Raw genomic sequence first — 25,386 nt, forward strand, 5'->3', positions numbered from 1 at the left:
ACTTTGCGCGCTTTTCTTGGTACGAATTATGTCATGCTAGAAGAGGTGGGCAACGGCCCCGGGGCGACCCGGCGGTCGTTTTTCGTTTCTCTCGTGCGGAAAAACTCACGCATGAGGTCACAGGCAAACATGACTTTGATTACCCCGGAAGAGCGGATTTCTCAGACGGCTGATTTATTGCAGTCGCTTGAGCGATCCATTCGCGATCTGCGCCAAGCGGCGGAAGAACTGCGAAAACAGATCGGTGCCGGGGAGGATGCAGACCTTGCCGGAACAGGCAAGCAACTGGGTCAGCTAGAGGGGCTGATCCGCAGTTGCCAGAAAGTGGAGACAAGCTTTGTCGAACAACATCACAGACAAGCCGGAATTGCCCAAGGGGGCTATGCGCTCGACCTTGATCGGGCACGATCTGAGATCGGGTGCAGGCTGGCTCGCCTCCGCGCCTGCTGCGGTGCAGGACAGATTTCTGAGTGAGATCGGGGAGGGGGGGCTGTGTGCCCTCCCTTTCCTGTTCGAGTTCTGGGCACTACCGCATCAGTTGCCGCCCGAGGGTGACTGGCGCTCGTGGATGATCATGGGCGGGCGCGGGGCCGGTAAAACGCGGGCGGGGGCCGAATGGGTGCGGTCGGTGGTCGAGGGGTCTTTGCCTCTGGATCGGGGGCAGGCGTGTCGTGTGGCTCTGGTCGGTGAGACATTTGATCAGGTGCGCGATGTGATGATCTTTGGGGATAGCGGGATATTGCAGTGTTCACCGCCGGATCGGCGGCCTGTTTGGAAGGCGTCTGAACGCAAGCTGGTTTGGCCTAACGGGTCCGAGGCGCAGGCGTTTTCGGCGCATGATCCCGAGGGGCTGCGGGGGCCGCAATTCGATGCGGCCTGGGTGGATGAGCTGGCCAAGTGGAAGAAGGCTGGAGAGACCTGGGATATGTTGCAATTTGCGCTGCGGCTGGGGGAACGGCCGCGGGTCTGTGTGACCACGACGCCGCGCAATGTGAAGGTTTTGAAGGAGTTGCTGGCGTCTCCGTCCACGGTACAGACCCACGCGCCGACCGAGGCGAACCGGGCCAATCTGGCGGGTTCCTTTTTGGAAGAGGTACGCGCGCGCTATGCCGGCACGCGGCTGGGGCGGCAGGAATTAGACGGGGTGTTGCTGTCGGATGCTGAGGGCGCGTTGTGGACGGGTTCGATGCTGGAGGCGGCGCGCTGTGCGCAGGTGCCCGCATTGGACCGGGTTGTCGTGGCGCTGGACCCGGCGGTGACGGCGGGGTCGGATGCGGATGCCTGCGGGATCGTGGTCGTTGGTGCTCAGCTACAGGGGCCACCCGAGGACTGGCGGGCCTATGTACTGGCTGACCGGACGGTGCAGGGCGTTGGCCCGGCTGGCTGGGCGCAGGCGGCGATTGACGCGATGGATGAGTTCGGGGCTGAACGGCTGGTGGCCGAGGTCAATCAGGGCGGGCAACTGGTGGAAGAGGTCGTGCGGCAGGTGGACCCTCTGGTGCCTTATCGCGCGGTGCGGGCGTCACGCGGAAAGGTCGCGCGGGCCGAGCCTGTAGCGGCGCTATACGATCAGGGGCGTGTGGCCCATTTGGCCGGGTTGGACTCGCTGGAGGAGCAGATGTGCCAGATGACCGCGCGCGGGTTCGAAGGGCAGGGCTCACCCGACCGGGTCGACGCGCTGGTCTGGGCGCTGCATGAGTTAGTTGTGGGGCCTGCGGGGGCGTTTAGAAGGCCGAGGGTGCGGAGTTTGTGAGCACTCTGAGGGGTGCTCTACAAACAATCATATTTCTCCTAAAGGGCTGATCTTTCGCTGGGCGCATTCAGGTTCAGGGCGTTGGGTATTCTTGATTCCAACTGTCCTCGTATTCGCCGAGCAACCGGGACAACGTCAGCAGCGAAGAAAACAGCCTTGCGTGGACATCCGGCGACATCATGGTTTTGTAGTCATCAAGCAGCTGCACAAGAACGACTACGTTGGAGGCAAACACCTCGTAGACGTGTTTGTCGGCAGCAGTAGGTTCCTTGGTCCAGTTATTGTTCGTATCGGAGTGTCCGGACGGTGCAGGTTCGTTTTCAGTCATCGGGTGGCCTCTTCAATTTGAAGCACACGTGGGGGCATGTGAAACGCAGGCAACAGCCGTGGCAAGAAATCACAAGAACTTGGCGGCGATGGCAAAGGATTTGGGTTAAATGTCCAACGAGCCGCTAAATCTTACAATTGGCCATGCTGGATGGGGCTCACCAGACCGGGTCGACGCGCTGGTGTGGGCGCTGCATGAGTTGGTTGTGGGGCCTTTGGGGGTGTATCGGCGGCCGAGGGTGCGGAGTTTGTGAGACGGCTGACAGGCAAAGAGCCGAAATTAGTTCTGACGGCTCGCGAGCCAAAGCTCGAAGTCAATAAACACATCATCACCGGATTTTTCGTATTTGGACTTGGCGTCAAATCCTCTCAATCCAGCGAAAGCATCGTCGGGGATTTGCCACCTTAGTGAATAACCTTCGTCCAAAGCACCCTGTATTTCTAATTTGTATTCACGAATGCGCTTGGGGTTTTTCGGAGCAAAGTTTCGCGTCTTGAAATCCCGCGCGTTCATACGAACCAGTATGGCGTCGTTTCTTTCGACATCGTCTTTATAGAACCCAAACGGTCTATCTTCGTCGGCATTTTCTCTTAGATACTTTTCAATACCCGTCGGTGAGCCGGAGCCAAGAAACAATAGCCATCCGGTGCCGAGATCGCATGCGGGATGCTCTATGAAAGCTAAAACCCAAGCCTCATCGTACATTGCGTCATAGGAAATCCGCTCAGCCAGATAGTGAATGTCATGTGTATCCAAGGTATTCAGAAAAGCCCGCCCCTCATGACTGTCTGGAGGAGTTTCGTGCATGTTGATTACTTGTGCGGCGGCTTCCCAGTCTGGACGGAGATGCCGTGTAGCTACTCTGCGTTCGGCGTTTTGCTCTGCTTCAAGAAATTCTTCTGGAGTGCTGTGTTGAAGTTGTAGCTGTTTGAACGTGTTCGCCCTGTTTAGTTTGCGAAGCAGCCGTTTCCGTTTGAAATTGAAAATTAGTTTAGAGATTGTGGACACAAGAAAATCCCAGATTCAGTGCTTTGATTGCTCTTGGTGACGATAAGCACTCTTATTTTGTCGAGATTATGTTGAAGCACGCGCTGCGACTCACTTGGTTCGTGTCAGCTTTTAGTCCGTTGCCCACCCCCCGTACGCTCCATTCTCAAGCCCTAAACTTCTTTCCGTCATAACTCCTTTCAACAAGCCGGGTAGAGCGGCGGCAGAAAGGAGCACAGATGGTATTCGATTTCTTGCGTCGTGGATCGGCTGAGGCAGCGCCTGAGGCGAAGGCGAGCGCGGCGGGGCCGGTGGTGGCGTGGCAGACGGGTGGGCGCGTGGCGTGGAGCCCTCGGGATGCGGTGTCGCTGACGCGGACGGGGTTTTCGGGGAATCCGGTGGGGTTTCGATCGGTCAAGCTGATCGCCGAGGCGGCGGCGGCCTTGCCTCTGGTGCTGCAGGATCAGGCGCAGCGCTATGATGTGCATCCGATCCTTTCGCTGATGCGTCGTCCCAATGCGGCGCAGGGGCGGGCGGAGTTGATGGAAGCTCTGTTTGGGCAGTTGTTGCTGTCGGGCAATGCCTATATCGAGGCGGTTCAGGCCGATGGGGGGCTGCCGGTTGAGCTGCATGTCTTGCGATCCGACCGGATGAGCGTGGTGCCGGGGGCGGATGGCTGGCCCAAGGCGTATGACTATGCCGTGGGCGGCAAGAAGCACCGGTTTGCGGCGGAAAATATCTGTCATATCAAATCGTTCCATCCTCAGGATGATCATTACGGATTTTCACCGATGCAGGCGGCGGCGATGGCGATTGATGTGCATAACAGCGCGTCTCGGTGGTCGAAATCACTGCTGGACAATGCGGCGCGGCCTTCGGGGGCGCTGGTGTGGAAGGGTGACGGCCATGGGGTGATGGCCGAGGATCAGTTCCGGCGTTTGTCGGATGAGATCGAGCAGAACTATCGCGGGGCGCGCAATGCTGGGCGTCCGATGGTTCTGGAAGGGGGCTTGGATTGGAAGCCGATGGGGTTCTCTCCGTCCGACATGGAGTTTCAAAAGACCAAGGAAGCCGCCGCCCGCGAGATCGCGCTGGCCTTTGGGGTCCCGCCGATGCTGCTGGGGATCCAGGGCGATGCGACCTATTCGAACTATCAGGAGGCCAACCGGGCGTTTTATCGCCTGACCGTGCTGCCCCTGGTGACGCGGGTGGCGGCGGCGGTGTCAGAATGGCTGGCGGGCTTTATCGGTGAGGATCTGATGCTGAAGCCTGATCTGGATCAGGTGCCGGCGCTGTCGGCGGAACGGGATGCGCAATGGGCGCGGGTCAACGGGGCGGATTTCCTGACGGATGCGGAAAAGCGCGCGTTGCTGGGGCTGCCGGAGCGTGGCGATGGGTGACGGTTATCCTCCGTTCGACTGCGCGCCGGGCCTGCGTCTGGCCGCACATGAGCGGGTGGCCGAGATCCAGCACGCCCACCTGTGTCGGCGGCTGGATCAGATCGAAGAGATGATGGAGCGGCTGGAGAAGCGGTTGTGGCTGACGGTTTACGGCGTGGCGGCGGTGATTTTGGCGCAGGCGTTTCAGTCGTTACTGGTGGTAGCGCCGTAATGTCAGTGGGTTACATGGAGAAGTTCATGGATTTAGAACAAAAATTCGCTCGGTTTGGCGACGGGTTGTCGGTGTCCGGGGATGCGGTGATCGAAGGGTATGCCAGCCTGTTTGAGCAGGTCGATCAGGGCAGCGATGTGGTGCAGCGCGGGGCGTATACGGGCTCGCTGGAGGGGCTGGCAAAGGCGGGTCAGCGGGTCAAGATGCTGTGGCAGCACGATCCGGCGCAGCCCATCGGCGTCTGGGACGAGGTGCGCGAGGACGACCGGGGCCTTTGGGTCAAGGGGCGTCTGTTGGAGAGCACGCAGAAAGGCCGTGAGGCGGCCGAGTTGATCCGGGCGGGCGCAATGGATGGTCTGTCGATTGGCTATCGCACCAAGCGGGCCGTGAAGAATGACAAGGGCCAGCGGGTCCTGACGGAACTGGAGCTATGGGAGGTGTCGCTGGTGACCTTTCCGATGTTGCCCAGTGCGCGGGTGGCGGCGAAGGGCGTTGAGCCTGACGTTGAAAACACCTGGCGCAGTATTGCCGAGGTGTTCAACGACGCCCGGCAGGAGCTGGCGCGGACCTAGCGCGCCTCAATACCCACCCAAAAAGGAAGTGCTGATGAGCAAGACCGAGACCCCGGCCTTGACCGGAGAGGGTGCGCCCCTGGTTCAGGAGGTGAAGCAGGCGATGGCTGGCTTCGTGAATGAATTCAAGGACCTGAAGGCTGAAGTTAAAACACAACTGCAACAGACAGAAGAGCGACTGACCATGCTGGATCGTAAATCAACCATCGCGGCACGCCCGCATCTTGCGGCCTCGATCGAGGACGGCGCACCGCACCAGAAGGCATTCGACGCCTATGTGCGTTCGGGCGAGGATGACGGGCTGCGCGGGCTGGAGATTGAAGCCAAATCGCTGTCGAGCGCGGTGAACAGTGATGGCGGTTATCTGGTTGATCCGCAGACGGCTGAGATGATCAAGTCGGTGCTGAACTCGACCGCCTCGATCCGCTCGATTGCGGCGGTGGTGAATGTCGAGGCGAACTCGTTCGACGTGCTGATCGACCACACCGATGTGGGTGCGGGCTGGGCGGATGAGACCTCGGCGACCGCCGAGACATCGACCCCGTCGATTGACCGCATCTCGATCCCGCTGCACGAGCTGAGCGCGCTGCCCAAAGCGTCGCAACGTCTGCTGGACGACAGCGCCTTTGATGTCGAGGGCTGGCTGGCCGGTCGTATCGCCGACAAGTTCGCCCGCGCCGAGGCGGCGGCGTTCATCAATGGCGATGGCGTAGACAAGCCCAAGGGTATTCTGAACCACCGGACGGTGGAGAATGGCAGCTGGGGTTGGGACAGCCTGGGCTATATCGCGACGGGCATTGATGGCGGTGTCGATGCGGATGCCATTGTGGATGTGGTTTATGCGCTGGGCGCGCAGTACCGGGTGAATGGCACCTTCGTTATGAACTCGAAAACCGCGGGTCTGATTCGCAAGCTGAAGGACAGCGATGGTCGCTTCCTGTGGTCGGACGGTCTGGCCGCCGGTGAGCCCGCGCGTCTGATGGGTTACCCGGTGCTGATTGCCGAGGACATGCCGGATGCGGCGACCGACAGCTACTCGATTGCTTTTGGTGATTTTCAGTCGGGCTACACCATTGCCGAGCGTCCCGACCTGCGCGTGCTGCGCGATCCGTTCAGCGCCAAGCCGCATGTCCTGTTCTACGCGACCAAGCGCGTCGGCGGCGACGTGAGCGATTTTGCTGCGATCAAGCTGGTGAAATTCGGCACTGCCTAAGCGGTGACGGATCCGGGGGGCCACTGGCCCCTCGGGCGGCGGGCGCGGGCCGGGGTGATATCCCCCGCGTTGTCTAGCTGCTCCCCTCCGTCCGAGCAACGTGGGGCGGCGCGTGCCCGTCATTTTCCAAGGATACGGCCCCGGAGGGGTCCGAGATTGCGGAGTGAATAGATGATGTTGATCGAAGAAACCGCCATCGCGGATGCGGCGCTGCCGGTGGATCAGTTCAAGGCGCATCTGCGGCTGGGCACGGGGTTTGCCGAGGGCAATGTGCAGGACGAGGTGTTGAATGGCTTTCTGCGTGCGGCCATTGCAGCGATTGAGGCGCGAACCGGCAAGGTGCTGATCGAACGGAATTTCTCGTGGAGCCTGAACGGTTGGCGCGATCCAGCAGGTGAGGTGCTGCCGGTGGCCCCGGCGGTCTCGGTTGCTGCGGTCACGCTGACGGATGCTGCGGGGACCGAGACGGTTGTGGACGCCGAAGCTTATCGGTTGGAGCGCGACATGCAGCGCCCTCGGTTGCGTCCGGTTGGGGCCTGTTTGCCAAGGGCGCAGACCGGCGCCTCGGTGAAGATCGTTTTCACGGCCGGAATGGCTGCGGATTGGGGCGGGCTGCCCGCTGATCTGGGGCAAGCGGTGCTGCTGCTGGCGGCGCATTACTATGAATACCGCGATGAGACGGCGCTGGGTGCGGGGTGCATGCCGTTTGGTGTGACAAGTCTGATCCAGCGTTACCGCACAGTGCGCTTCGGTGCAGGGGTGACGCAATGAGCACGCCGCTATTGAGCCGCAAACTGGTGCTGGAGGCCCCGGTGCGCAATCCGGATGGCGCGGGGGGATACACCGAGACATGGGCCGCGCTGGGCTCACTTTGGGCGGAAGTCACGGCGCGCAGTGGGGCGGAACGCGCGGTCGGTGGCGCTTCGGTGTCGCGGGTAGGGTACCGGATCGTCGTGCGGGGCGCGCCCGAGGGGTCCCAAATGAGGCCCACACCGGATCAGCGCTTTGTCGAAGGGACGCGCCGGTTTGTCATTCGTGCGGTGGCCGAGCGTGATGGGCGCGGCCAGTACCTGACCTGTTTCGCAGATGAAGAGGTGGCGGCATGAGTTACGGCGTTGCAGCGGCTTTGCAGGCGGCGGTGTTTCAACGGCTTTCTGGCGATGCGCAGGTGGGTTCGCTGTCAGGCGGTGCGATCTATGACGCGGTGCCATCGGGGGTGCTGCCTCAGACCTATGTGACGCTCGGGCCGGAGGAGGTGCGGGACGCCTCGGACCGGTCGGGGGCGGGCGCATTGCACCGGTTCACGGTTTCGGTGGTGTCCGAGGCGGCGGGCTTCAGTGCGGCCAAGACATTGGCGGGCGCGGTGTGTGACGCGCTGGAAGGTGCGGCGCTGAGCTTGGACCGGGGCCATCTGGTGGGGCTGTGGTTCGAACGCGCTAGCGCCCGACGCACGGGAACCGGCGGCGCGATCCGCCAGATCGATCTGAGATTCCGCGCCCGCGTGGAAGACGACTAAGCAATCAACGGAGAGAGCATATGGCTGCCCAGAATGGAAAAGACCTGTTGGTCAAAGTGGATATGAACGGCACCGGCCTGTTCGAGACCATCGCGGGGCTGCGCGCCACGCGTATCAGTTTCAACGCGGAAAGTGTGGATGTGACCAGCCTGGAAAGTCAGGGCGGGTGGCGCGAGCTGCTGTCGGGGGCCGGGGTCAAATCGGCCGCTATTTCGGGCTCGGGCGTGTTCAAGGATGCGGGCACAGATGAGCGTGCGCGCCAGCTGTTCTTTGACGGTGAGACGCCCGGCTTTCAGGTGATCATCCCCGATTTCGGTATTGTCGAAGGCCCGTTTCAGGTCAGCAGCATCGAATATGCGGGCTCGCATAACGGTGAGGCGACCTACGAGATGAGCATGGCAAGCGCCGGCGCGCTGAGCTTTACGGCGCTCTGATGGCCAATCCGTGGACGGGCGAGGTGGCGCTGACAATCGATGGGGAGCAGCGGGTGCTCAAGCTGACATTGGGTGCTTTGGCGGAATTGGAACAAGAGCTGCAGGCCGGGTCTCTGGTCGAGCTGGTGCAGCGGTTCGAGGGTGGCGCGTATTCCAGCGGCGATGTGCTGGCGTTGCTTGTTGCCGGGCTGCGCGGCGGCGGGTCTCAGGTGACCCGCGATGATCTGCTGCATGCCGAGATTGCGGGCGGGCCGATGGCGGGGGCCAAGGCGGCAGCCGAGTTGCTGGCGCGGGCCTTCATGGTGCCCGAGTGAGCGGGTTCGACTGGGCCGTACTGATGCGGGCCGGGTTCCTCGGCCTTCGCCTGACGCCGGATCAGTTCTGGCGTCTGACCCCGGCTGAGCTGCGGCTGATGCTGGGGCAGGGCGCCGGGATGCCCGCGATGAACCGGGCAGGGCTGGATGCGCTGCTGGCGGCCTATCCGGACAAGACACAAGGAGAGCGTAATGACGGATCGTGATGGTTTTGACGACCTGCAGGAGCGGGGAGAGGCGCTGGGTGATGCGCTGGGCGATGCGGCGACCATGGCCTCGGCATTTGATGGCCAGATGCGACGGATCAAGGCCGCGTTTGAAGAGACCGGAAAGGATGTGGCTACGCTGGAGCGTGGCATGTCGGGCGGGTTGCGCAAGGCTTTTGATGGCGTGGTGCTGGATGGGATGAACCTGTCGGGGGCGCTGGATGTGCTGAAGAACTCGATGATCCGCACGGCGTATTCAGCGGCGATCAAACCGGTGACGGATCATTTCGGCGGGATGCTTGCCAATGGGGTGGGTGGCTTGGTGCAGGGGATACTGCCCTTTGCCGATGGCGGCAGTTTTTCTCAGGGCCGTGTGATGCCGTTTGCCAATGGTGGGGTCGTTAGCAGCCCGACCATGTTCCCGATGCGAGGCGGCACCGGGTTGATGGGTGAGGCGGGTCCCGAGGCGATCATGCCACTGGCGCGCGGGGCCGATGGCAAGCTGGGTGTGCGGTCACAGGGCGGCGCGCGAGCGGTCAACGTGGTGATGAATATCTCAACACCGGATGTGCAGGGGTTCCGCCGCTCTCAAGGCCAGATCGCGGCGCAGATGAGCCGCGCATTGGGCCGCGGCAATCGCAACAGATAAGGGGAGCAGGCGATGAATTTCCACGAGGTGAGATTTCCCGCCAGCCTGAGCTTTGGCTCGGTCGGTGGGCCGGAACGGCGCACGGATATCGTGACGCTGGCCAACGGGTTCGAAGAACGCAACACGCCCTGGGCGCATTCGCGCAGGCGCTATGATGCGGGTCTGGGGATGCGGTCGCTGGACGATGTCGAAACGCTGATCTCGTTTTTTGAGGCGCGGCAGGGCCAGATGTTTGGATTCCGCTGGAAGGATTGGTCGGATTTCAAGTCGGGCGCAGCAACGGCTGAAGTCGACAAGGGCGATCAGGTGATTGCGCGCGGGGATGGCGAGACGACCGATTTTCAGCTGGTCAAGACCTACAGCTCGGGCGGGTTCAGCTATGTGCGGCCAATCCTGAAGCCGGTACTGGGGACCGTGACGCTGGGGCTGGATCAGGACGCGCAACGCGAAGGCGTGGACTTTGAGGTCGATCTGGCGACCGGACGCGTGATGTTCTCGGCCCCGCCGCCTGAGCAGGTCGAGATTACGGCCGGGTTTGAGTTCGACGTTCCGGTACGGTTCGACACCGACAAGATCCAGACCAGCGTGGCCAGCTTTCAGGCCGGTGACGTCCCGAACGTACCGGTGGTCGAGGTGCGGGTCTGATGAGCGGGGACAAACAGGCGCTGCAGGCGCATTTGCAAAGCGGGCTGACCACCACCTGTCGTTGCTGGGCGATCACGCGCAGCGACGCACAGGTCTATGGTTTCACGGATCACGATATGGAGTTGCGCTTTGACGGGCTGGTGTTCAAAGCCAGTACCGGTCTGACCGCTGCGGCGATCGAGCAGGCAACCGGCCTGTCGATCGATAATACCGAGGCGATGGGCGCGCTGTCTGATGCCTCGGTCCGTGAAGAGGATATCGAGGCGGGGCGCTTTGATGGGGCCGAGGTGCGGGCTTGGCTGGTCAATTGGGCCGATCCTGAGCAGCGGATGCTGCAGTTTCGTGGTTCGATTGGCGAGTTGCGTCGCGCTGGCGGGGCGTTTCATGCGGAATTGCGCGGGTTGACCGATCTGCTGAACCGGCCTTTAGGGCGGATTTATCAGAAGCCCTGTACGGCTGTGTTGGGGGATAAGGCGTGCCGCTTTGCCCTGGAGACGCCGGGTTATCGCGCTGAGGCTGAAATTGTCGCGCTGGACGGCGCGGCTTTGCGTTTGCAGGGCGCGGAGAGTTCTGATGCGGGTTGGTTTGAACGCGGCAGGCTGGATGTGCTGGACGGGGCTGCGCAGGGCCTGTGGGCCTCGATCAAGCTGGATGAACAGGTCAGAGATGGCCGCGATGTCACGCTGTGGTCGGCGATTGGCGGCGGGCTGGCGGTTGGGGACCGGGTCCAGCTGATCGCCGGGTGTGACAAGCGCATGACCACTTGCCGACTGAAGTTCAACAACATGCTGAATTTTCAGGGCTTCCCTGACCTGCCACACGAGGATTGGGTCATGGCCGTACCCAAGCGCAGTAGTCAACACAAAGGGGGAAGCAGGCGGTGATGCGGACAAAACAAGATATCGTGGACGAAGCGCGCGGATGGCTGGGCACACCTTATGTTCATCAGGCCTCTGTTCGGGGTGCAGGCGCCGATTGTCTGGGCTTGCTGCGGGGCGTTTGGCGCGCGGTGATGGGGCATGAGCCCGAGGCGGTGCCGGTCTACAGCATGGATTGGTCCGAGCCACAGGGTGAGGAACGCATGTGGGCCGCAGCCCGTCGCCATCTAGTCGAGAAATCGCCCGATGATTTGGCCCCGGGGGATGTATTGCTGTTTCGGATGCGGGATGCGGCCGTGGCAAAGCATCTGGGCATCGTCAGCGCCCAAGACCCGATGCGATTCATCCACGCCTATACCGGGCATGGTGTTGTTGAAAACACGCTGAGCGAGCCTTGGCGTCGCCGCGTGGTCGCTTGTTTCGAATTCCCGCTGGAGGATTTCTGATGGCCACAATAGTTCTGTCTGCTGCAGGTGCGGCAATAGGTGGTTCGATCGGGGGCTCGGTTGCGGGCCTATCAACGGCGGTGATTGGCCGCGCGGTCGGGGCGACGCTGGGGCGGGTGATCGACAACCGGTTGATGGCCAGCCAATCCGTAATGGGTGGCGGCAGCGAGGTGGTCGAGACCGGGCGTCTGGATCGTTTCCGTCTCACCGAAACCGGTGAGGGTGCGACCGTCGCGACGGTCTACGGCCGGATGCGAGTTGGAGGACAGGTCATCTGGGCCTCGGACTTTCTGGAAACCCGATCGACCTCGACGACGACGCAAACATCAGGCGGTGGCGGTGGAGGCAAGGGGAAACCCAAGCCCGTTGAAGTGACGACAACAACAACCACGCATAGCTACAGCTATTCGGTGTCTCTGGCGATTGCGGTGGGCGCGGGACAGGTTGCGGATATCACGCGTGTCTGGGCCGATGGTGAAGAGGTCGAGCGCCGAACGCTGAACATGCGGATATATCGCGGCGATCACGAGCAATTGCCCGACCCGCTCATTGAAGCGGTCGAAGGGGCAGGCACGGTGCCCGCCTATCGCGGCACGGCTTATGTGGTGATCGAAGATCTGGCGCTGGGCCCCTTTGGCAACCGCGTGCCGCAATTCTCGTTCGAGGTGGTGCGGCAGGAACAAGAAGAGATGCCGGATGCGGCGGACGCGCTGTCACGGATCATCAAGGGGGTGGCCTTGATGCCGGGTACGGGTGAATACGCGCTGGCTTCATCTCAGGTTAATTACACCAAGGGCCGGGGGCGCAGTTGGGCGGCGAATGTCAATTCACCATCGGGCAAGTCCGATCTGGTGACCTCGACGCGGGCGCTCGGCCAGGAATTGCCGGGCTGCGAGGCGGCTTCGTTGATCGTGTCGTGGTTCGGCGATGATTTGCGCTGCGGAGAATGCCAGATCCGCCCCAAGGTTGAACGCAAGAATATCGAGGGCGCAAACATGCCCTGGAGTGTTTCAGGTCTGTCCCGAACTGCGGCGGGGCAGGTGAAATGGCAGGATGGGCGTCCGGTTTATGGCGGTACACCGGCTGATGCGGCCGTAGTGCAGGCGATCCGACACCTGAAGAACTCGGGCAAACGGGTTATGTTTTATCCGTTTATTTTGATGGAGCAATCAGAGGGCAACGGCCTGCCTGATCCGTGGTCCGATGCGCCGGATCAACCTCATTTACCCTGGCGTGGGCGGATCACTTTGGATGTTGCTCCGGGGCGGCCAGGCTCGCCGGATCAAACTGCCGATGCGGATGCGCAGGTGGCGGCGTTCTTTGGTACGGCGCGCGCGTCACATTTCTCGACCAGCGGCAGCAAAGTGACCTATCGCGGCCCAAGTGAATGGGGGTTACGGCGGTTTATTCTGCACTATGCGGCCCTGTGCAAGGCGGCGGGCGGCGTGGAGTCCTTCTGCATCGGGTCCGAGATGCGCGGGCTAACGCAAATCCGCGGCGCGTCTGGCTTCGCTGCAGTTGCGGGGCTGCGGTCTCTGGCCGCGGAAGTGCGCGCGATATTGGGTCGGGAAACTAAGATCGGCTATGCCGCAGACTGGACCGAGTATTTCGGGTATCAGCCGCAAGACGGCACCGGAGACCGGTATTTCCACCTCGACCCGCTTTGGGCCGATGAGAACATAGATTTTGTCGGCATCGACAACTATATGCCGCTGTCCGACTGGCGGGATGGGGGCTCGCATCTGGACGCTGAGGTGTCGAATGGGTCGATCTACGATCTGGACTATCTGCGCGGCAATATCGAAGGCGGCGAGGGGTATGATTGGTACTATGCGTCACCCGAGGAAGCCGAAGCGCAGATCCGAAGCCCGATCACTGATGACGATCATGGCGAGCCGTGGGTCTGGCGGTACAAGGACCTGCGCAACTGGTGGGCGAACCGACATCATGAGCGGATCGGGGGCGTGCGGCAGCAAACACCCACGGGTTGGGTTCCGGTGTCCAAGCCAATCTGGTTCACCGAACTGGGCTGCGCGGCCATCGACAAGGGTACGAACCAGCCGAACAAATTCTTGGACCCAAAGTCGTCTGAATCGAATTTGCCGCGCTATTCCAACGGAGTACGGGATGATTTTATCATGGTTCAGTACCTTCGGGCCGTCCTTGGCTATTGGGGTGATACTGAGATCAACCCGGTTTCAGATATCTATGACGGCCCGATGGTGGACCTGTCGAACGCATTTGTCTGGGCTTGGGATGCGCGTCCGTTCCCGACTTTCCCGAACCTGCGGACGCAGTGGTCGGACGGCGATAACTATGCACGTGGGCATTGGCTGAACGGGCGGTCCGGGTCGCGGACTCTGGCCTCGGTCGTGACAGAAATCTGCCATGAGGCAGGGGTGACGGCGATTGATGTGTCCGAGCTCTACGGCGTGGTACGCGGTTACGCGGTTGAGGACGTAATGAACGCTCGGCAGGCCTTGCAGCCGCTGATGCTGCGCTATGGGTTTGATGCGATCGAGCGGGACGGGGTGCTGAAGTTTAGAACCCGCGACGGGCGTCGGGCCGTTGACATTGACCCCGAGCAGATCGCCATCAGCGCGGATATCGACGGGCCAGTGGAACATCGCCGCGAGGCTGAGGCCGAGATGACCGGTCGCGTGCGTCTGCGGTTCGTCCAGTCGGATGCAGATCACGATGTGGTCGCGGAAGAGGCTGTTTTGCCGGATGACAAAACCCATGCGGTTGCGGTCAACGAAATGCCCCTGTCGATGACCCGCGCCGAGGGGCGGCAAACGGTCGAGCGCTGGCTGAGCGAATCCCGCATTTCGCGAGAGACGGCGCGTTTTGCGCTGCCGCCGTCGCTGTTGAACGTTGGGGCCGGGGATGTGGTGCGTCTGCCGGATGCCGGGGACGGAGCTCTTTATCGGATCGACCGGTTGGAACAGGCCGAGATGCAGCTGGCGGATGCGGTACGCATCGAACCCGGCGTTTATACCCCTTCTGATGTGCTGGATGATGTGGCGGTGGCCAAGCCGTTCATCGCTCCGGTGCCAGTTCTGCCGGTGTTCATGGATCTGCCGCTGATCACTGGATCCGAAGCGCCCCATGCGCCGTATCTGGCGATATCGGCCGAGCCCTGGCCCGGTAACGTGGCTGTCTATTCGGCTGCACAGGATGAGGACTATACCTTGCATCAAGTAATCGCGGGGCAGGCGGTGATTGGCTTCACCGAAACACCCCTGCGACGCGCAGGCGTTGGGATCTGGGACGAAGGGGCCGCGTTGCGTGTCAACCTGATCGATGGCGTGTTGGAGTCTCGTCCCCGCTCGGCGTTGCTGAGTGGTGCCAATCTGGCTGCCATCGGTGACGGAACACCGGGCAATTGGGAAGTGTTCCAGTTCTCGGATGCGGTCTTGCAGGAGACTGGCGTTTACAATTTGTCAGGCCGCTTGCGTGGTCAGCTGGGTACGGATGCCCTGATGCCGGATGTATGGCCTGAAGCGTCTACCTTTGTCCTACTGGATGAACGTGTTTATCAGACCGGATTGCTGCGCACCGAACGCCGCGTGGCCAAGCATTACCGTATCGGCCCTGCAACGCGCGGGTACGAGGACCCGGCATATGTGCATCTGGTTGAAGCTTTCGATGGCAATGGGCTGAGACCTTATGCGCCAGTGCATTTGCAGGCTTCTGCGTCGGCTACCGGGGACAAGATCTCGTGGGTGCGCCGCACCCGGATTGATGGCGATGACTGGAGCGCATTGGATGTGCCTCTGGGCGAAGAAAGCGAATCCTATCTGATCCGCGTCTTCACTGAGGGTGCTTTGTTGCGCGAAACTGTCACCAGTGATCCGGTTTGGCAGTATTCTGCCGCGATGAAAGCCGATGACGGGCTGGCCGGACCCTACGATATCGCAGTCGCGCAGGTTTCGGCTACCTACGGACCCGGGGCGTTTGCGCGCCTTTCGGTCGGCTAGCCGTGCGGCCAGTCCTGCACGGAGATCTCAGCGCGGCGGCGCGGGCTTTGCTGGCCGCGCCGCGAACCGACCGCGATAGGATAATTACCCTCATGATTGCTGAGGCCGAACTGGCGGATCGACATGTCGCCAGAACTGGGCGGTTGCATCCTGTTTATGGAAATGGCTCGTTGATGGCAGCCGCGTGCTGCCGGACCTTGGCAGACGAACCAAATTTCGACGATCTGCAATATTGCCAATGTTTCGAGATGGTTCTGCGCAAACTGATCCGGTTTCAAATCAGCCAGATGCGCAACTGACACATTTTGAGGCGGCTAGGTCCAGCTCTAGCCTTCCGTGCGCTATTTCCTCGCCGCAATCTTCGCAATAGCCGAAATCGTCTTCGTCCATCCGGTTTAGAGCGGCCCGAAGCCGATGCGTTTCGGTGTCGCGCCGGGCCTGTTGCGCCTTGGCCATTGCTTGATTTTGCAACGCATCCATCCGGCTGAGCCGACCCACTGCCTGTTGATCCAGCTCCACAACTGATTGCGCATCCTGACCGGCGGCGGATTGCGCGGCGAGATCGCGAAGGCGCTGGTGAACAAGCTTCCGAAAATGGTCCAGATCGGCTGAGTTCATTTTTTGTTGTAGTGCATATCAAGGGTTTGCGTTTGGTAATTTTACGACTAGATGGCTATTCTAAGCGCAGCAAAGGATGAAAAGCCATGTTCGAAACGCGCAGCCAAGTGACACCTGTGGACCCGGTTTGGGACCGCATCACCTCGGAAGCCCATGCAGCCGTCGAGAAAGAGCCGCTGATGGGTGGGTTGGTGCACGCCTGTATCTTGCATCACCGCAGTCTTGAGAGGGCATTGTCCTATCGCATCTCGGCCAAGCTATGCTCGAATGAGATGTCGATGATGGTACTGCGTGAGATCGTGGATGAGGCCTATGCTGACGACAAAGCGTTGATAGAAGCCGCGCGCGCGGACCTGATGGCCGTTTATGAACGCGATCCGGCCTGCCACCGCCTGCTGCAACCGATCCTTTATTTCAAGGGGTATCAGGCGATGCAGGCTTATCGCGTAGCCCACTGGCTTTGGAACAAGGGGCGCCATGATCTGGCGTATTTCTTCCAGATGCGATCTTCCGAGATATTCGGCATTGATATCCATCCAGCTGCCCGCATCGGTAAAGGCATCATGATCGACCATGCCCATTCTATCGTGATCGGTGAAACCGCTGTGGTTGGGGACAATGTTTCGATGTTGCATTCGGTGACGTTGGGCGGAACCGGCAAGGAAGAAGAACAGCGCCATCCAACCATTGGTGACGGCGTTCTGATCGGCGCGGGTGCTAAGGTTCTGGGCAATATCGAGGTTGGCCATTGCAGCCGTATCGCCGCCGGATCAGTGGTGCTGCAGGAAGTGCCACCGTGCACGACGGTTGCTGGCATTCCCGCCAAGATCGTGGGTGAGGCCGGGTGCGAACAGCCGTCAATCTCGATGGATCATATGCTGGGGAAAGACCAGTAATTCGGAGTGAATAGATGAAAAAGGCCGCCTCGGGGTTCGAGGCGGCCTTTTTTGTGCATGATCTTCTGGGCTTAGGCCAACATGACCATCGGATTTTCCAGGTTGTCGACGATGGCTTGCAGCAGCTGAGCGCCAAGCGCGCCGTCGATGACCCGGTGATCGACCGACATGGTGACGGACATGACGGTTGCGACCGTCAGTTCTCCGTCATCGCCCACTATGGGTTTCTTGAGGCCGGTACCAACTGCGAGGATACCTGCATGCGGCGGGTTCACGATGGCATCGAAATTGTCGATGCCGAACATGCCGAGGTTCGAGACTGCGAAAGTACCGCCTTGGTACTCGTGCGGGGCCAGCTTGCGCTCGCGGGCGCGTCCGGCGAGGTCTTTCATCTCAGTCGACAGCGCCGACAGCGATTTGGTGTCGGCATCTTGCAGGACCGGAGTGAACAGACCGCCCTCGATGGCGACGGCAACAGCCACATCCGAAGGTTTCAGTTGCAGAACCCGGTCGCCCGCCCAGACGGCGTTGCATTCGGGAACCTGCTGTAGTGCGTTGGCGACGGCTTTGATGATAAAGTCGTTGACGCTGAGCTTCACACCCCGGCCTTCGAGTTGCTTGTTCAACTGGCTGCGGAACTTGAGTAGCGCATCCAGCTTAATGTCGCGACGCAGGTAGAAATGCGGGATGGTCTGTTTGGCCTCAGACAGACGCGCGGCGATGGTCTTGCGCATGCCATCGAGTTTGATCTCTTCGTATTCGCGGCCTTCGTACATCTTGGCCACGGCGTCCGCCGATGGACCTGCGGGAGCGGCGGCGGTTTGGGCGGCTGCAGCAGCAGGCGCAGGTGCCGCTGCAGGTGCGGCTGTGGCGCTTTCCACATCGGCTTTGACGATACGGCCATGCGGGCCAGAACCTGAGATTTGAGCCAGATCCAGACCCTTTTGCGCGGCAATCCGACGAGCAAGGGGGGAGGCAAAAATACGACCGCCATCCGCTTTGGCCGGTGCCGCTGGGGCAGGGGCGGGCGCCTCGGGTGCCGCTGGTGCGGCAGCCTCGTTGCCCGCGGCGGCAGCTGGCGCAGCCGCGGGAGCAGCGGTTGGCGTTGCACCGATATCATCAGCGCTTTCCCCATCTTCCAGCAGGACTGCGATGGCGGTGTTGACTTTAACGCCTTCGGTTCCCTCAGGAATAAGGATCTTGCCGACGGTGCCTTCGTCAACGGCCTCGAACTCCATTGTTGCCTTGTCGGTTTCAATTTCGGCCAGCAGATCGCCCGAGGAGACGGTGTCGCCTTCCTTGACGAGCCATTTTGCAAGTGTGCCTTCCTCCATCGTCGGGGACAGGGCAGGCATCAGGATTTCGGTGGGCATTTCAGCGCTCCTCAATCAGAGTAATTTGGTCAAAGGGCGCCTTGGGGCGCCCGGTGCCGCGTGCGAGTGTCGCAATCGCAGCCTCGATTTTGTCTTTGTTCTCCGCCATCCAGACATAGGCGGTCTGGTGTGAGGGGCGCGCGCCGATCAACCGCATATCCGCCGCCAATCGCTCGGGTACAAGCGCCCGCACGATGCGGTTGTCGATGTCAATCTCGACACGGTAGCATTCGGTTGCTGGATCGCGGCCCCTGATCTCCATTACCGGTAGGTCACCTGTTTCACCGCAGCGATCACCTCATCAGTGGTGATCAGCGCCAGCTTTTCGAGGTTCGCCGCATATGGCATCGGAACATCTTTGCCGGTGAGGGTGATGACCGGGGCGTCGAGATAATCGAACGCTTCCTGCATGACGACCGAGCTGATGTAGCTACCAACGGAACCTTGCGGCCAGCCTTCTTCGACGGTCACAAGACGGTTGGTTTTCATCACCGAGTTGATGATCGCGCCGGTGTCCATCGGGCGGATAGTGCGCAGGTCGATCACCTCGGCGCTGATGCCGTCTTCGGCCAGCTTGTCGGCGGCTTCCAGCGCATATTGCATGCCGATGCCGAAGCTGACGATGGTCACGTCAGAGCCTTCGCGCCAGATGCGGGCCTTGCCCAGCGGGATGGTCAGGTCATCCACTTGCGGCACGTCGAAGGACCGGCCGTAGAGGATTTCGTTTTCCAGGAAGACCACGGGGTTCGGGTCGCGGATGGCCGATTTCAGCAAACCTTTGGCATCGGCTGCGGAATAGGGCATCACCACTTTTAGACCTGGCACCTGCATGTACCATGCGGCGTAGTCCTGCGAGTGTTGCGCGGCCACGCGGGCAGCGGCACCGTTAGGGCCACGGAATACGATCGGACAGCCCATCTGACCGCCAGACATATAAAGCGTTTTGGCGGCAGAGTTGATGATCTGGTCAATCGCCTGCATGGCGAAGTTGAAGGTCATGAACTCGACAATCGGTTTCAGCCCGCCAAAGGCCGAGCCGACGGCGATGCCGGTGAAGCCGTGTTCAGTGATCGGGGTGTCGATGACACGTTTGGCACCGAATTCATCGAGCAGGCCTTGAGAGATTTTATAGGCGCCCTGATATTCAGCGACTTCTTCGCCCATCAGATAGACATCTTCGTCGCCGCGCATTTCTTCGGCCATCGCGTCGCGCAAGGCTTCGCGGACGGTTTGCTGCGCCACCTCGGCGTCGGCAGGCCAATCGGGCGACAGATCCACAACCGGAGCAGCGGGGGCTGCTGCGGCAGGAGCGGGGGCCTCAACCGCCGCAGGGGCGGCTTCGGCCTCCGCTGCGGCTGCGGGCGCAGCCACGGGCAGGGCGGAGGCGTCTTCACCATCTTCGACCAGGATCGCGATAGGGGTGTTTACTTTGACCCCTTCGGTGCCCTCGCTGATCAGAATCTTACCGACGATGCCTTCATCGACGGCTTCGAACTCCATCGTCGCCTTGTCAGTTTCGATCTCGGCCATGATGTCGCCCGAGGATACGGTGTCGCCTTCCTTGACCAGCCACTTGGCCAATGTGCCCTCTTCCATCGTGGGCGAAAGGGCGGGCATGAGAATTTCGGTTGCCATGTCTTATTCGTCCTCTCAGGCGTAGATATCAGTCCAGAGCTCGTCCAGCGACGGCTCGGGGCTTTCTTTCGAGAATTCGGCGGCCTGATTGACGACCTCTTTGATCTCTTTGTCGATCGCCTTCAGGTCATCCTCGGTCGCGTGTTTGCCGGTCAGCAGCAGCTCGCGTACATGTTCGATCGGGTCGCTTTGTTCGCGGACCTTCTGAACCTCTTCGCGTGTACGGTACTTGGCCGGGTCAGACATCGAGTGGCCGCGATAGCGGTAGGTTTTCACCTCGAGGATGTAGGGACCTTTGCCCGCACGGCAGTGGGCGACCGCTTTTTCACCTGCGGCTTTGACGGCCAGCACATCCATGCCGTTCACCATTTCACCCGGTATTCCGAAGGCTTGACCGCGGTGGTAGATGTCGGCCGAAGAGGTCGAGCGTGCTTGCGCGGTACCCATGGCATACTGGTTGTTCTCGATCACGAATACCACCGGCAGTTCCCAAAGAGCAGCCATATTGAAGGTCTCATAGACCTGACCCTGGTTGGCCGCGCCGTCACCGAAATAGGTGAAGGTGACGCCGCCGTTCTCTTTATACTTGTCAGCAAAGGCCAAACCCGCACCCAGCGGAACCTGTGCGCCGACGATGCCATGGCCGCCATAGAAATTCTTCTCTTTCGAGAACATGTGCATCGAGCCGCCTTTGCCTTTGGACAGCCCGCCTTCGCGACCGGTCAATTCGGCCATTACGCCGCCCGGGTCCATTCCACAGGCCAGCATGTGGCCGTGATCGCGATAGGACGTGATGCGCTTGTCGCCTTCTTTGGCCGCGGCCTCAAGGCCGACAACAACCGCTTCCTGACCGATGTAGAGGTGGCAGAAACCCCCGATCAGACCCATGCCGTAGAGTTGACCTGCCTTTTCCTCGAATCGGCGGATCAGCAGCATCTCGCGGTAATATGTGGTCAGTTCGTCCGCAGAAACATTTGGTTTCTTTGTGGTTTTTCGCGCAGCCATAGTGGCGATCTCCCCCTTTCGGCAAGATAGTTTAGCGTTAAACTATCTCATAGAGCATTTCACACGTTCTGGCGAGTACTAATGTTACGTGAGGGCAGGATACGCGAGTTGCGGCCTGCCACAGCTTATCTTCCGGGCGTTAAGGTACAGAGATTCTTAGTCAAAAATTTCGTCAGCGGATGACGATCTCATCCGCGCGGATCATGCCGAGCACTGAGCGGGCCTGTTGATCCAGCAGATCGAGATCCAGATAGGTGTCTGACAGTCGGCGGGTCAGGTTCTCCATCTGCTCGATTTCGGCGTTCAGCTGCGCCAGATCGCGAGACAAAACATCGCGCTCGGCGGCAATCTCGACCCGGCGAAACAGACCGTAATCCCCTTGAACGGCGGCAAAGGTGAAATACACCCCCAGCATGAAGGCGATCGTGAAGAAAATGAAGGCCCCTAAACCGGGCCGATTGGAACGGGACACTGTGTTAACCGCCGTGTGAAATACTGCCTCAGAAACGCACCCTTTTTGGATGTCTCGACGCACTATGTCACAGGTGATTCGGCTTGTGAATCCCCTGAGTAGAAAAAGCTGAGACCTGAGGTTTGAGCGCTTACGGGTCCAGCGCGGCCACACCCGGCAAGGTCTTGCCTTCCATCCATTCAAGGAAGGCACCACCAGCAGTAGAGATATATGAGAAATCCGTTGCCGCGCCCGAGGCGTTCAGCGCGGCCACCGTGTCGCCCCCGCCCGCGACCGAGGTCAGCTTGCCATCGCGGGTTAGTGCTGCGGCCTTCAGCGCCGCCACATTGGTTGCGGCATCGAACGGGGTCAGCTCAAACGCCCCCAGTGGGCCGTTCCAAATCAGGGTCTGGCTTTTTTCCAGCACTTCGGACACGGCTGCGACGCTTTCGGGACCGGCGTCTAGGATCATCGAGTCAGAAGGGCACTGATCAGCGGGCAGCACCTGATGCGGCGCGTTGGCCTCGAACACTTCGGCCACGACGATGTCGCGCGGCAGGACGATCGTACAGCCAGCGGCTTCGGCCTTGCCGAGGATTTCGGCGGCGGTATCGGTCATAGCGTGCTCGGCCAGCGATTTGCCGACATCGATCCCCTGGGCCAGTAGGAATGTATTCGCCATCCCGCCACCGATGACCAGATAGTCAACCTTCTCGATCAGGTTGCCCAGCAGGTCCAGCTTGGTCGACACTTTGGCGCCCCCGACAACCGCTGTGACAGGCCGCTTGGGTGCGCCCAAGGCGGCTTCAAGCGCGCTCAGTTCCTGCTGCATCAAGCGCCCGGCACAGGCGGGCAGCAGACGGGCCAGCGCCTCGGTCGAGCTGTGGGCGCGGTGCGCGGCCGAGAAGGCATCGTTGCAATAGATGTCGCCCAGCTTTGCCATGCCTTGGGCAAGTGGGACGCTGTTCTTGGTCTCCTCGGCATGGAAGCGGGTGTTTTCCAGCAGCAGAACCTCACCTTCCGTCAGGGCGGAGGCGGCGGTTTCAGCCTCATAGCCCACGCAATCATCGGCAAAGCGCACGGGAGCCCCAAAAGCGGATTCAAGTGCTGGCACAAGCTGCTTCAATGACAGCTCGGGTACATGCCGACCACCGGGGCGTCCGAAATGGGCCAGCAGGATAGGTTTACCGCCTGCGGCGAGGATATCGCGCACGGTTGGCACGATCCGTTGAATGCGGGTGTCGTCGGTCACCACGCCATCCGCGACCGGTACGTTGATATCCACGCGCACCAGAACCCGCTTACCGCCAAGATCCATATCGTCCAGAGATTTCCAGCCCATCGCGCTCATCCTTGCCCATTGCATCCAGTTTCAGCGGTTCTTTTCCTGCATTTTGCGTTCAGGTCAATGCGTCACTTGGCATTCGCGCGCCCGCGTCATAGGTATTTGCGCAAGTTTCAAAGACAGGAGGGCCAGATGGCCGAGATCAAAGACCCCGAAAACACGATCATCATTGAGCTGAAAGACGGCAATGTCGTCATCGAATTGCTGCCCGACGTGGCCCCTCAGCACTCGGCCCGCATGAAAGAGCTGGCGCGTGGTGGTGAATATGACAACGTCGCCTTCCACCGTGTGATCGACGGGTTCATGGCGCAAACCGGCGATGTGCAGCATGGCGACATGGAAGACGGGTTCAACATTCGTATGGCGGGCACCGGTGGATCGTCGCTGCCGAACGTTCCGGCAGAGTTTTCGAAACTGCCCCATGATCGCGGCACGTTGGGTGCGGCACGCTCGGCCAACCCGGATTCGGCAAACTCGCAGTTCTTCATCAACTTCAAGGACAACCATTTCCTGAACGGCCAGTACACCGTGTATGGCCGCGTCATCGACGGGATGGAGCATGTAGACGCGATTGTGCGTGGTGAGCCGCCAGCGAGCCCCGACCGCATGATCAGCGTTAAGGTGGCTGCTGATGCATAAGCTGGCTGCAGTTTTTGCCTTGCTGGCCAGCCCTGCGCTGGCAACCGGGCTTGAGATTGAGATCGAGGGCGAGGGCGCCAATGGCACCGTCACCGTTGATCTATTCGAGGATATTGCACCCAAGCATGTAGAGCAGATCACCGCTCTGGCCGCTGCGGGTCAGTACGATGGGGTTGTGTTCCACCGTGTGATCGATGGGTTCATGGCGCAGACCGGCGATGTTGAGTTTGGCCGTGTCGGTGGCGACATGCGTCGTGCGGGTACGGGTGGATCGGATCGCCCTGATCTGCCTGCTGAATTCTCGGATTTCAATTATGACCGGGGCGTCGTGGGTATGGCGCGGGCGCAGGACCCAGACAGCGCGAACTCGCAATTCTTCATTATGTTCGAGCCCGGCCCGTTCCTGAATGGTCAGTACACGGTTGTTGGTCAGGTGACAGAAGGGATGGACGTGGTCGATGCGATCAAGCGGGGCGATGGCCCTAATGGCGCAGTGATCGGACAACCGGATGCGATGAAAAAGGTCACGGTGACCGAATAAAAGAAAACCCCGGCGCGCTTCTGCGGGCCGGGGGTTCTTGATGCGGCCGGGTCAATCGTCGTCCGACATCGCCCGCCAGATCAGTGCGCCAATCGCACCGCCGATCAAAGGTGCCACCCAGAACAGCCAGAGCTGCGCCAGTGCCGGTCCGTCAGCAAACAACGCCACGCCGGTTGACCGGGCGGGATTTACGGAGGTGTTGGTCACCGGAATCGAGATCAGGTGGATCAGCGTTAACCCCAAACCAATCGCAATCGGGGCGAACCCGGCAGGCGCGCCGCTGGAGGTCGCGCCGAGAATGATCACGATGAAGAACGCGGTCATGACGATTTCGATGATCAATGCGGACATCATCGAATAGCCTTCGGGTGACGCCTCGCCATACCCGTTCGAAGCAAATCCTCCGACACCTTCGAATCCGGGCGCGCCACTGACGATCAGGTACAGCACCGCTGCTGCGGCGATCGCTCCGATCACCTGCGCGATCCAGTAGGGGATCAGATCCTTGGCATCGAACCGCCCGCCGATCATCAGCCCAAGGCTGACCGCCGGGTTGAAATGCCCGCCCGAGATATGACCGACCGCGTAGGCCATGGTCAGCACCGTTAGGCCGAAAGCGAACGAAACGCCCAGCCAGCCGATACCCACATCGGCCACACCTGCAGCCAGTACCGCGCTGCCGCAGCCGCCGAGTACCAGCCAGAATGTACCGAAGAATTCGGCCATGAGTTTTGATGACATGAAAAGCCCTCCAGAAATCAATGACTTTAAGGTTAATTCAAAAAACGCTTTTTGTGAAACTGTGAGAATGCGGGGAATTTTCCTTCAAGACACGTCAGATAGGGGGGCTGTTAGGGAATATGCTTATTCCGGTGTGTTGGCGATTAAGAACGACACACTCGGCCCAACTTGCGTTTTTCTCCTTTGCGCCCCAATGTCCGGTATCGGTTTTGGGCTTGTGATGTGGCGGGGGTATCAAAGTGAAGTTCAAAAAACTGTATTCGGATGCTCAAGGCGAAAGCCATTGGAAAGACATCGAAGTCGAACTTGAAGAGCAAAGCTTTGCACCACCTGCGAAAGCAATCGAGATTTCAAAGCCAGAAGCTGTCAAGCAAACCATGTTCTTGAGACTCAAGAAGGGTTGGGATGAGCCAATTCATCCCACACCTGTCGCTCAAAAGCTCATTTGTCTTTCTGGCTCAGTGCGCGTGACCGCGAGCGACGGGGAATTCAGAGATATTGGTCCGGGTGACGTCTGGCATATGGAAGACAAACATGGCAAAGGCCACCACACAGTTGTAACAAGCGATGATGATTTTCTTTCGATGATCGTGCAGTACGAGTAGCGGGG

General features: G+C 60.4%; 32 protein-coding genes. 21 read left to right on the top strand and 11 right to left on the bottom strand.

Going from position 1 to position 25,386, the window contains the following annotated elements:
• Positions 1-129: 129 nt before the first annotated feature.
• Together I5192_RS04975 and I5192_RS04980 are read left to right on the top strand one after the other, a co-directional pair.
• Positions 130-474: a hypothetical protein gene (locus tag I5192_RS04975; protein WP_039536221.1), complete on the top strand. Its 345-nt coding sequence runs from the start codon at positions 130-132 to the stop codon at positions 472-474.
• Complete coding sequence (locus tag I5192_RS04980) at positions 383-1,753, top strand: DNA-packaging protein (protein WP_255612062.1); 1,371 nt, start codon at positions 383-385, stop codon at positions 1,751-1,753. Before I5192_RS04975 ends, I5192_RS04980 begins: the two co-directional genes overlap by 92 nt.
• 73 nt (positions 1,754-1,826) lie before the next feature.
• On the opposite strand, the gene I5192_RS04985 is transcribed toward I5192_RS04980, so the two are convergent.
• Positions 1,827-2,081 carry a hypothetical protein gene (locus I5192_RS04985; protein WP_170396475.1) on the bottom strand — a complete coding sequence of 85 codons (255 nt, stop codon included), beginning with the start codon at positions 2,079-2,081 and terminating at the stop codon, positions 1,827-1,829.
• Positions 2,082-2,360: 279 nt separating this feature from the next.
• Positions 2,361-3,089, bottom strand: coding sequence for a hypothetical protein (locus I5192_RS04990; RefSeq protein WP_223117890.1), 729 nt, complete (start codon positions 3,087-3,089; stop codon positions 2,361-2,363).
• Between the two features lie 218 nt (positions 3,090-3,307).
• Here I5192_RS04990 and I5192_RS04995 point away from each other — a divergent pair, with 218 nt between their 5' ends.
• The 15 genes from I5192_RS04995 (at position 3,308) to I5192_RS05065 (ending at position 15,532) form a co-directional block, all read left to right on the top strand.
• Positions 3,308-4,468, top strand: a complete 1,161-nt coding sequence (locus I5192_RS04995) for a phage portal protein (RefSeq protein ID WP_223117891.1) — start codon at positions 3,308-3,310, stop codon at positions 4,466-4,468.
• Positions 4,461-4,679: a hypothetical protein gene (locus I5192_RS05000; RefSeq protein ID WP_170635229.1), complete on the top strand. Its 219-nt coding sequence runs from the start codon at positions 4,461-4,463 to the stop codon at positions 4,677-4,679. The genes I5192_RS04995 and I5192_RS05000 overlap by 8 nt, the downstream gene beginning before the upstream one ends.
• A gap of 26 nt (positions 4,680-4,705) precedes the next feature.
• Positions 4,706-5,251, top strand: a complete 546-nt coding sequence (locus I5192_RS05005; RefSeq protein WP_255612063.1) for an HK97 family phage prohead protease — start codon at positions 4,706-4,708, stop codon at positions 5,249-5,251.
• Between the two features lie 34 nt (positions 5,252-5,285).
• Positions 5,286-6,464: a phage major capsid protein gene (locus tag I5192_RS05010; protein ID WP_223117892.1), complete on the top strand. Its 1,179-nt coding sequence runs from the start codon at positions 5,286-5,288 to the stop codon at positions 6,462-6,464.
• Positions 6,465-6,635: 171 nt separating this feature from the next.
• Positions 6,636-7,235, top strand: a complete 600-nt coding sequence (locus I5192_RS05015; RefSeq protein ID WP_223117893.1) for a head-tail connector protein — start codon at positions 6,636-6,638, stop codon at positions 7,233-7,235.
• Entirely contained in the window at positions 7,232-7,570 is a 339-nt protein-coding gene (locus I5192_RS05020; protein ID WP_223117894.1) for a phage head closure protein, read from the top strand. The genes I5192_RS05015 and I5192_RS05020 overlap by 4 nt, the downstream gene beginning before the upstream one ends.
• Positions 7,567-7,980, top strand: coding sequence for a DUF3168 domain-containing protein (locus tag I5192_RS05025; protein ID WP_223117895.1), 414 nt, complete (start codon positions 7,567-7,569; stop codon positions 7,978-7,980). The genes I5192_RS05020 and I5192_RS05025 overlap by 4 nt, the downstream gene beginning before the upstream one ends.
• 20 nt (positions 7,981-8,000) lie before the next feature.
• The gene (locus I5192_RS05030; RefSeq protein ID WP_170396490.1) at positions 8,001-8,414 is read left to right on the top strand and encodes a phage major tail protein, TP901-1 family; all 414 of its coding nucleotides are present in this window, start codon (positions 8,001-8,003) and stop codon (positions 8,412-8,414) included.
• Positions 8,414-8,728, top strand: a complete 315-nt coding sequence (locus tag I5192_RS05035) for a gene transfer agent family protein (protein ID WP_170512020.1) — start codon at positions 8,414-8,416, stop codon at positions 8,726-8,728. The genes I5192_RS05030 and I5192_RS05035 overlap by 1 nt, the downstream gene beginning before the upstream one ends.
• A complete protein-coding gene (locus tag I5192_RS05040; RefSeq protein ID WP_170403104.1) occupies positions 8,725-8,934 on the top strand; it encodes a rcc01693 family protein in 210 nt (69 codons plus the stop codon). Before I5192_RS05035 ends, I5192_RS05040 begins: the two co-directional genes overlap by 4 nt.
• Complete coding sequence (locus tag I5192_RS05045) at positions 8,921-9,583, top strand: phage tail tape measure protein (protein WP_170403101.1); 663 nt, start codon at positions 8,921-8,923, stop codon at positions 9,581-9,583. The genes I5192_RS05040 and I5192_RS05045 overlap by 14 nt, the downstream gene beginning before the upstream one ends.
• A gap of 12 nt (positions 9,584-9,595) precedes the next feature.
• Positions 9,596-10,228, top strand: a complete 633-nt coding sequence (locus tag I5192_RS05050) for a DUF2460 domain-containing protein (RefSeq protein ID WP_223117896.1) — start codon at positions 9,596-9,598, stop codon at positions 10,226-10,228.
• Complete coding sequence (locus I5192_RS05055) at positions 10,228-11,112, top strand: DUF2163 domain-containing protein (RefSeq protein ID WP_170612360.1); 885 nt, start codon at positions 10,228-10,230, stop codon at positions 11,110-11,112. Before I5192_RS05050 ends, I5192_RS05055 begins: the two co-directional genes overlap by 1 nt.
• A complete protein-coding gene (locus I5192_RS05060) occupies positions 11,112-11,552 on the top strand; it encodes an NlpC/P60 family protein (RefSeq protein ID WP_170396502.1) in 441 nt (146 codons plus the stop codon). The genes I5192_RS05055 and I5192_RS05060 overlap by 1 nt, the downstream gene beginning before the upstream one ends.
• A complete protein-coding gene (locus I5192_RS05065; RefSeq protein WP_223117897.1) occupies positions 11,552-15,532 on the top strand; it encodes a glycoside hydrolase/phage tail family protein in 3,981 nt (1,326 codons plus the stop codon). Before I5192_RS05060 ends, I5192_RS05065 begins: the two co-directional genes overlap by 1 nt.
• Here the strand turns inward: I5192_RS05065 and I5192_RS05070 are convergent.
• Together I5192_RS05070 and I5192_RS05075 are read right to left on the bottom strand one after the other, a co-directional pair.
• On the bottom strand, positions 15,529-15,834 hold the full coding sequence (locus I5192_RS05070) for a hypothetical protein (protein ID WP_223118332.1): 306 nt from the start codon (positions 15,832-15,834) through the stop codon (positions 15,529-15,531). The genes I5192_RS05065 and I5192_RS05070 overlap by 4 nt on opposite strands.
• Positions 15,812-16,150: a TraR/DksA C4-type zinc finger protein gene (locus I5192_RS05075; protein WP_223117898.1), complete on the bottom strand. Its 339-nt coding sequence runs from the start codon at positions 16,148-16,150 to the stop codon at positions 15,812-15,814. Before I5192_RS05075 ends, I5192_RS05070 begins: the two co-directional genes overlap by 23 nt.
• A gap of 86 nt (positions 16,151-16,236) precedes the next feature.
• On the opposite strand from I5192_RS05075, the gene cysE reads away from it, so the two are divergent.
• On the top strand, positions 16,237-17,046 hold the full coding sequence (cysE, locus tag I5192_RS05080) for a serine O-acetyltransferase (RefSeq protein ID WP_223117899.1): 810 nt from the start codon (positions 16,237-16,239) through the stop codon (positions 17,044-17,046).
• Between the two features lie 71 nt (positions 17,047-17,117).
• On the opposite strand, the gene I5192_RS05085 is transcribed toward cysE, so the two are convergent.
• The 6 genes from I5192_RS05085 to pgk form a co-directional block, all read right to left on the bottom strand.
• Positions 17,118-18,419, bottom strand: a complete 1,302-nt coding sequence (locus I5192_RS05085; RefSeq protein WP_170646353.1) for a pyruvate dehydrogenase complex dihydrolipoamide acetyltransferase — start codon at positions 18,417-18,419, stop codon at positions 17,118-17,120.
• 1 nt (position 18,420) lies between these two features.
• Complete coding sequence (locus I5192_RS05090) at positions 18,421-18,681, bottom strand: hypothetical protein (protein ID WP_170403080.1); 261 nt, start codon at positions 18,679-18,681, stop codon at positions 18,421-18,423.
• Entirely contained in the window at positions 18,681-20,054 is a 1,374-nt protein-coding gene (locus I5192_RS05095) for a pyruvate dehydrogenase complex E1 component subunit beta (protein WP_223117900.1), read from the bottom strand. Before I5192_RS05095 ends, I5192_RS05090 begins: the two co-directional genes overlap by 1 nt.
• 15 nt (positions 20,055-20,069) lie before the next feature.
• Positions 20,070-21,059, bottom strand: coding sequence for a pyruvate dehydrogenase (acetyl-transferring) E1 component subunit alpha (gene pdhA, locus I5192_RS05100; RefSeq protein ID WP_223117901.1), 990 nt, complete (start codon positions 21,057-21,059; stop codon positions 20,070-20,072).
• 172 nt (positions 21,060-21,231) lie between these two features.
• Positions 21,232-21,531, bottom strand: a complete 300-nt coding sequence (locus tag I5192_RS05105) for a septum formation initiator family protein (protein WP_170626672.1) — start codon at positions 21,529-21,531, stop codon at positions 21,232-21,234.
• Positions 21,532-21,661: 130 nt separating this feature from the next.
• A complete protein-coding gene (gene pgk, locus I5192_RS05110) occupies positions 21,662-22,852 on the bottom strand; it encodes a phosphoglycerate kinase (protein WP_223117902.1) in 1,191 nt (396 codons plus the stop codon).
• A 135-nt stretch (positions 22,853-22,987) separates the two neighbouring features.
• On the opposite strand from pgk, the gene I5192_RS05115 reads away from it, so the two are divergent.
• Positions 22,988-23,494, top strand: a complete 507-nt coding sequence (locus I5192_RS05115; RefSeq protein WP_170396522.1) for a peptidylprolyl isomerase — start codon at positions 22,988-22,990, stop codon at positions 23,492-23,494.
• Positions 23,487-24,035, top strand: coding sequence for a peptidylprolyl isomerase (locus tag I5192_RS05120; protein WP_170512043.1), 549 nt, complete (start codon positions 23,487-23,489; stop codon positions 24,033-24,035). Before I5192_RS05115 ends, I5192_RS05120 begins: the two co-directional genes overlap by 8 nt.
• 51 nt (positions 24,036-24,086) lie before the next feature.
• On the opposite strand, the gene aqpZ is transcribed toward I5192_RS05120, so the two are convergent.
• Positions 24,087-24,776, bottom strand: coding sequence for an aquaporin Z (aqpZ, locus tag I5192_RS05125; protein ID WP_170403069.1), 690 nt, complete (start codon positions 24,774-24,776; stop codon positions 24,087-24,089).
• Between the two features lie 239 nt (positions 24,777-25,015).
• Between aqpZ and I5192_RS05130 the strand changes: the two genes are divergently transcribed.
• Positions 25,016-25,381 (top strand): hypothetical protein, encoded by a 366-nt coding sequence (locus tag I5192_RS05130; protein WP_008758336.1) that lies wholly within the window; start codon positions 25,016-25,018, stop codon positions 25,379-25,381.
• Positions 25,382-25,386 lie beyond the last annotated feature (5 nt).

It is taken from the genome of Ruegeria sp. SCSIO 43209 (assembly GCF_019904295.1).
In the GTDB taxonomy this organism is placed as follows: domain Bacteria; phylum Pseudomonadota; class Alphaproteobacteria; order Rhodobacterales; family Rhodobacteraceae; genus Ruegeria.

Excerpts from the sequence above, each read along its gene's own strand:
- I5192_RS05055 (WP_170612360.1), top strand. The coding sequence starts at position 10,228 with ATGAGCGGGGACAAACAGGCGCTGCAGGCGCATTTGCAAAGCGGGCTG.
- I5192_RS05095 (WP_223117900.1), bottom strand. The coding sequence starts at position 20,054 with ATGGCAACCGAAATTCTCATGCCCGCCCTTTCGCCCACGATGGAAGAG.
- I5192_RS05115 (WP_170396522.1), top strand. The coding sequence starts at position 22,988 with ATGGCCGAGATCAAAGACCCCGAAAACACGATCATCATTGAGCTGAAA.
- I5192_RS05065 (WP_223117897.1), top strand. The coding sequence starts at position 11,552 with ATGGCCACAATAGTTCTGTCTGCTGCAGGTGCGGCAATAGGTGGTTCG.
- I5192_RS05020 (WP_223117894.1), top strand. The coding sequence starts at position 7,232 with ATGAGCACGCCGCTATTGAGCCGCAAACTGGTGCTGGAGGCCCCGGTG.
- I5192_RS04985 (WP_170396475.1), bottom strand. The coding sequence starts at position 2,081 with ATGACTGAAAACGAACCTGCACCGTCCGGACACTCCGATACGAACAAT.
- I5192_RS05000 (WP_170635229.1), top strand. The coding sequence starts at position 4,461 with ATGGGTGACGGTTATCCTCCGTTCGACTGCGCGCCGGGCCTGCGTCTG.
- I5192_RS05120 (WP_170512043.1), top strand. The coding sequence starts at position 23,487 with ATGCATAAGCTGGCTGCAGTTTTTGCCTTGCTGGCCAGCCCTGCGCTG.
- I5192_RS05085 (WP_170646353.1), bottom strand. The coding sequence starts at position 18,419 with ATGCCCACCGAAATCCTGATGCCTGCCCTGTCCCCGACGATGGAGGAA.
- I5192_RS05015 (WP_223117893.1), top strand. The coding sequence starts at position 6,636 with ATGATGTTGATCGAAGAAACCGCCATCGCGGATGCGGCGCTGCCGGTG.
- I5192_RS05075 (WP_223117898.1), bottom strand. The coding sequence starts at position 16,150 with ATGAACTCAGCCGATCTGGACCATTTTCGGAAGCTTGTTCACCAGCGC.
- I5192_RS04975 (WP_039536221.1), top strand. The coding sequence starts at position 130 with ATGACTTTGATTACCCCGGAAGAGCGGATTTCTCAGACGGCTGATTTA.
- I5192_RS04980 (WP_255612062.1), top strand. The coding sequence starts at position 383 with ATGCGCTCGACCTTGATCGGGCACGATCTGAGATCGGGTGCAGGCTGG.
- pdhA (WP_223117901.1), bottom strand. The coding sequence starts at position 21,059 with ATGGCTGCGCGAAAAACCACAAAGAAACCAAATGTTTCTGCGGACGAA.
- I5192_RS04995 (WP_223117891.1), top strand. The coding sequence starts at position 3,308 with ATGGTATTCGATTTCTTGCGTCGTGGATCGGCTGAGGCAGCGCCTGAG.
- I5192_RS05005 (WP_255612063.1), top strand. The coding sequence starts at position 4,706 with ATGGATTTAGAACAAAAATTCGCTCGGTTTGGCGACGGGTTGTCGGTG.
- pgk (WP_223117902.1), bottom strand. The coding sequence starts at position 22,852 with ATGGGCTGGAAATCTCTGGACGATATGGATCTTGGCGGTAAGCGGGTT.
- aqpZ (WP_170403069.1), bottom strand. The coding sequence starts at position 24,776 with ATGTCATCAAAACTCATGGCCGAATTCTTCGGTACATTCTGGCTGGTA.
- cysE (WP_223117899.1), top strand. The coding sequence starts at position 16,237 with ATGTTCGAAACGCGCAGCCAAGTGACACCTGTGGACCCGGTTTGGGAC.
- I5192_RS05030 (WP_170396490.1), top strand. The coding sequence starts at position 8,001 with ATGGCTGCCCAGAATGGAAAAGACCTGTTGGTCAAAGTGGATATGAAC.
- I5192_RS05045 (WP_170403101.1), top strand. The coding sequence starts at position 8,921 with ATGACGGATCGTGATGGTTTTGACGACCTGCAGGAGCGGGGAGAGGCG.
- I5192_RS05090 (WP_170403080.1), bottom strand. The coding sequence starts at position 18,681 with ATGGAGATCAGGGGCCGCGATCCAGCAACCGAATGCTACCGTGTCGAG.
- I5192_RS05025 (WP_223117895.1), top strand. The coding sequence starts at position 7,567 with ATGAGTTACGGCGTTGCAGCGGCTTTGCAGGCGGCGGTGTTTCAACGG.
- I5192_RS05050 (WP_223117896.1), top strand. The coding sequence starts at position 9,596 with ATGAATTTCCACGAGGTGAGATTTCCCGCCAGCCTGAGCTTTGGCTCG.
- I5192_RS05035 (WP_170512020.1), top strand. The coding sequence starts at position 8,414 with ATGGCCAATCCGTGGACGGGCGAGGTGGCGCTGACAATCGATGGGGAG.
- I5192_RS05060 (WP_170396502.1), top strand. The coding sequence starts at position 11,112 with ATGCGGACAAAACAAGATATCGTGGACGAAGCGCGCGGATGGCTGGGC.
- I5192_RS05010 (WP_223117892.1), top strand. The coding sequence starts at position 5,286 with ATGAGCAAGACCGAGACCCCGGCCTTGACCGGAGAGGGTGCGCCCCTG.